This is a genomic window from Streptomyces sp. (genome assembly GCF_035563135.1).
GTDB lineage: Bacteria > Actinomycetota > Actinomycetes > Streptomycetales > Streptomycetaceae > Streptomyces.
Window position 1 is genome coordinate 1 of sequence record NZ_DATMVN010000044.1, and the last position, 3,654, is coordinate 3,654.

Below are 3,654 nucleotides of genomic sequence, written 5' to 3' on the forward strand. Positions count from 1 at the left end.
AGACCTCCACACCAGCACCTTCACACACGGTGCCGTCGTCGTCGGGGACGGACACCTCCCACCGGCACGACACCGCGGCAACCCCCGTCGCCGTGTCAGGGGCGGGCACCCACCGGATCCGGGGCTGGACAGGACGACGGCAGCCCTCGTCATGGTCCTCGACCAGGCCGGCGGCACACCGGGGCGTCCGCCCGGGCCGGCGACCCACGATCCGCGGCGTCGCCGCTCGTCGCACTCTGGAGCAGGACATGACCGAGCACTCCACGCAAGCACCTCCCGAGCCGACCACGGGTCTGCGGTGGGGCCTCAAGACCTCGTTCATCGCGTACGTGCAGCGCATGCCGGACGGCCGAGCGTGGGTGGGGGAAGGAGCCGTGCCCGTCAGCGAGAACGAATTCGTCTTCCCGCCCGTTGAGGCCGGGACCCGGCCGGCGGGCAACGGCGCCACCGATCGGTTCTGGGCCTTCGGCGGCGACATCCGTTTCACCGGCCACTTCGGCATGCTCTTCGTCCGCATCGCCTTCCCGGTTCTCACCCTGCGCGACGGCAGGGCAGAACTCACGGTCGCCGGCCAGTCCGAAGAGGAGCCGGCCGAACGGGTGCCACTGGTCACCCTCCGTCTCGAGGCAGAACCGGCTCCTGAGGGGATCGAGATGTGGAGCGGTACGGACGTGAGGCTGACCGAGGCAGGCGCGGCCCTGTTCAACGACGTCTATCAGGCCGGTGAGGCCTTCGAACCGCTCACGCTGACGCTGCCGGTCCTCGAGCGGGACGACCGCGCCTGACAGCCGCGGCTCGATCTACCGCGGCCGACGTCGTCGCGCAGGCTGGGTCGTCCGCCATGACCGCTGACGTGCGGCTGGCCCGGTCCCCGGTCGCGAGGTGCAGTGTGAGTCGCCGATCTGGACCCCTTCCCGGGCGAGATGCCCGAGCTCAGGGTGTGCATCGAGGGGGATCAACTCCAGGCAGCGGGCGAGTTCGCCCGTTGCGGTGGCGCAGCGGTGGAGTCGTCCTCGCTACGAGGAGAGGGGATCACAGGTCCGGGATCCGGGCTCTCGTGCAGTCCGCCAGGCTCGGGGGGCGTGGCCAGGAGGCCGGCGTCCCGGGCCCTTTGAACCGCCATCAACCTGTCGCGCACGCCGAGCTTGCGGTACAGGTGCTCGAGGTGTTTGTGCACCGTTCGAGGGGAGGTGTGCAGGCGACGAGCGATCGACTGAGCGGTGAGACCTGCTCCGAGCAGCGTGAGGACGGCGAACTCGCGGTCCGTCAGACGAGTGCCACGGACGCGCTCGTACTGCCACTCCGCCACGTCCCGGAGCACCGCCTGCTGCCGGACGAGCGCAGCAAGGGCCGGGCGCACCAGGTTCGCCAGTTCGGCATCGGCGTCGGCGTAGTCGTCATCGGGGCGACTGACGACGTAGGCCTGGATCCCGTCGCCCACTCGGAGGGGCAGGGCGAGTTGGTGCGTGATCCCGAAGGGACGTGCGAACGCCGACCACTCGGCCGCCATCGTCGCGGGCACCAGCTCGCGGGGCACTCGTCCCAGTATCTGCGCATCAGAGCTGCCCGTGACGAGATACCAGCGGATGAGCGGGTGTGTGGTCGCGTCGGGGAGATCACCGGACGGCGGTGCCGTCGGCAGGTAGCCGTCGGGCCAGCCGCCGACGACGTGGTCCACCCACGCGCCGTCCACCACGTTCAATGAGCAGCAGGCGGCGTCGAAGGACCTCACGAGCAGGTCAGCCACCTCACCATGCGGGAACTGTCGTTCCCCGGGCCGTCCCTGCAGGATGTCACCGACAAGGGCCAGCCAGGCTGCATGCCATGCCGTGGTGCGCGACACGCAGCCGAGCGTAATTCTGCGGTCGCTCATGGTGCAAGGTCCCGAAACCGTTCGGCTTCAGGCGCTCTCGATCGGGGGCGATCGCCGTCGCGTCTCGTCACTACGCACAACTACGTACGGTCTCGGCGCTGCGCCTTCAATAGCTTTGTCCTCCCGCACCTCACGTTCGTGCGTCGAGGGGGAGCCATGTCGGTCGGAGTCGTGCACCTGCGTGTGAGGACGATCAGCCCGGACCCTGGACACCGGGATCGTGGAGACCGACCATCGCCGCCTGGTGAGCCAGGCGACACCGAGTCGCGTCACCTGGTCCCCGGGGCTGTTCGGCAGCACCAGGGGGCGCACCCCGTGTCCGAGCCGACTGCACCGCGACGGCGGGCGGCGCAGGCCCGCAGTCGGCATGTCCGAACTGTGTTCCGGCGGCGACGCCCGCCCCCGCGGCACTCCACGCGTCAGGTGCCCCCGGTGAGCTCCGCGGCAGTCGTCGGACCGGCGCGATCCGAGCCGGACGACGAGTGACTCCGGCGGTCACCTGCCTCAGTCGCTCGGCCCGAGGGGAAGGACTCCTTACGTGGACCGTCCATCAGCTGCCCGCGTCACGCTGCTCGACGGCTTCGGGCTGGACCTGCCCGGCCGCGTACGGCGGTCGATCACCGACGACCTGCCACGGGGAGTGCAGCGTCTGGTGGCGCACTTGTGCCTGTCCTCCCGGCCGACCCGGGCGGCGACGGCCGGCCACCTGTGGCCCGAGGTCCCGGAAGACCACGCGCACGGGAGTCTGCGGTCGGCGTTGTGGCGCCTCAACAGGGCGGCGCCCGGCCTGGTCGAGGTGTCAGGGAGTGGCCTCCAACTGGCGACGGACGTCCGGGTGGACGTGCGGGACCTCAACGACTGGGTGGCGCAGGCGTTGGCACGTGCTCCAGGGCCTGAGTGCGTCGCGCTGCCGGACACCGCCCTCCTCGGCGATCTCCTGCCCGGGTGGTACGACGACTGGGTCCTCCTCGAACGTGAGCGACTGCGTCAGCTCCGCATGCAGGCGCTCGAGGCCGTCGCCACCCGGCTGAGCTCCCTCGGCCGCCACGGTGAGGCACTCCAGGCGGCGCATGCCGCGGTCCGCGCCGAACCGCTGCGAGAGAGCGCCCATCGCGTGATGGTCAGCATCTACCTGGCCGAGGGGAACGTGGCCGAGGCGGTCCGGGCCTACGAGCTCTTCCGGACCGTGCTGGAGGACGAGCTCGGCCTACCTCCGACCGAGCAGATGACCCGACTGGTCCAGCACATCCCGCGGGTCCGCCGAGCGCTGGATGTCCAGCGCTGCCCGCAGCCCAGCGAGCTCGTCGGAAGCGGTCACGTCCCGGGGACAGGACACGCGGTGGTCGCCCGCCGTCGGGGCTGACGTGCGGCACTGAGAGGAGGAACGGCCGGGCCGGCGCTTCGATGGCCTCGATCAGACCAGGTCGAGGATCCGGGAGCCGGGAGGCAGTGCGAGGGCTTCACTGCGCGCATCCCTCGACGGCGTGCTCCCAGTCCGCCACCCACCACCAGCGCAGACGGGTCGAGGACGGCGACCTGATCATGTCCGCCGGAGTCTCCGCCGGCATCGACATGGCCCTGCACCTGGCGGCCCGCCTGACCGACGAGGCCACCGCCCGCCGGGTGCAACGGGCCATCGACCAGGACCCGGCACCGCCCTGGGGCGGCATCGACCACGCCCGCATCTCGCCGCTGCCGCGCGCCATCCGCGGCGCGATCGGGCTGGCGGCGCCGGCGATCGCCGCTCGGAGCAGGCGGCTGACCCGGCCGGCCGCTGAGCT

At 71.3% G+C, this 3,654-nt stretch carries 3 protein-coding genes and 1 pseudogene; 3 read left to right on the top strand and 1 reads right to left on the bottom strand.

All coding sequences use genetic code 11. The features are described 5' to 3' along the window. Window positions 1-248 precede the first annotated feature (248 nt). A complete protein-coding gene (locus VN520_RS02080; RefSeq protein WP_325745089.1) occupies window positions 249-785 on the top strand; it encodes an HtaA domain-containing protein in 537 nt (178 codons plus the stop codon). Between the two features lie 170 nt (window positions 786-955). Here the strand turns inward: VN520_RS02080 and VN520_RS02085 are convergent, their stop codons facing one another. Beyond that, window positions 956-1,843: a helix-turn-helix transcriptional regulator gene (locus VN520_RS02085; RefSeq protein ID WP_325745090.1), complete on the bottom strand. Its 888-nt coding sequence runs from the start codon at window positions 1,841-1,843 to the stop codon at window positions 956-958. Between the two features lie 568 nt (window positions 1,844-2,411). Between VN520_RS02085 and VN520_RS02090 the strand changes: the two genes are divergently transcribed. Next, entirely contained in the window at window positions 2,412-3,236 is an 825-nt protein-coding gene (locus VN520_RS02090; protein WP_325745091.1) for an AfsR/SARP family transcriptional regulator, read from the top strand. An 86-nt stretch (window positions 3,237-3,322) separates the two neighbouring features. Continuing rightward, a pseudogene (locus VN520_RS02095) lies at window positions 3,323-3,654 on the top strand (hypothetical protein); the annotation flags it as partial.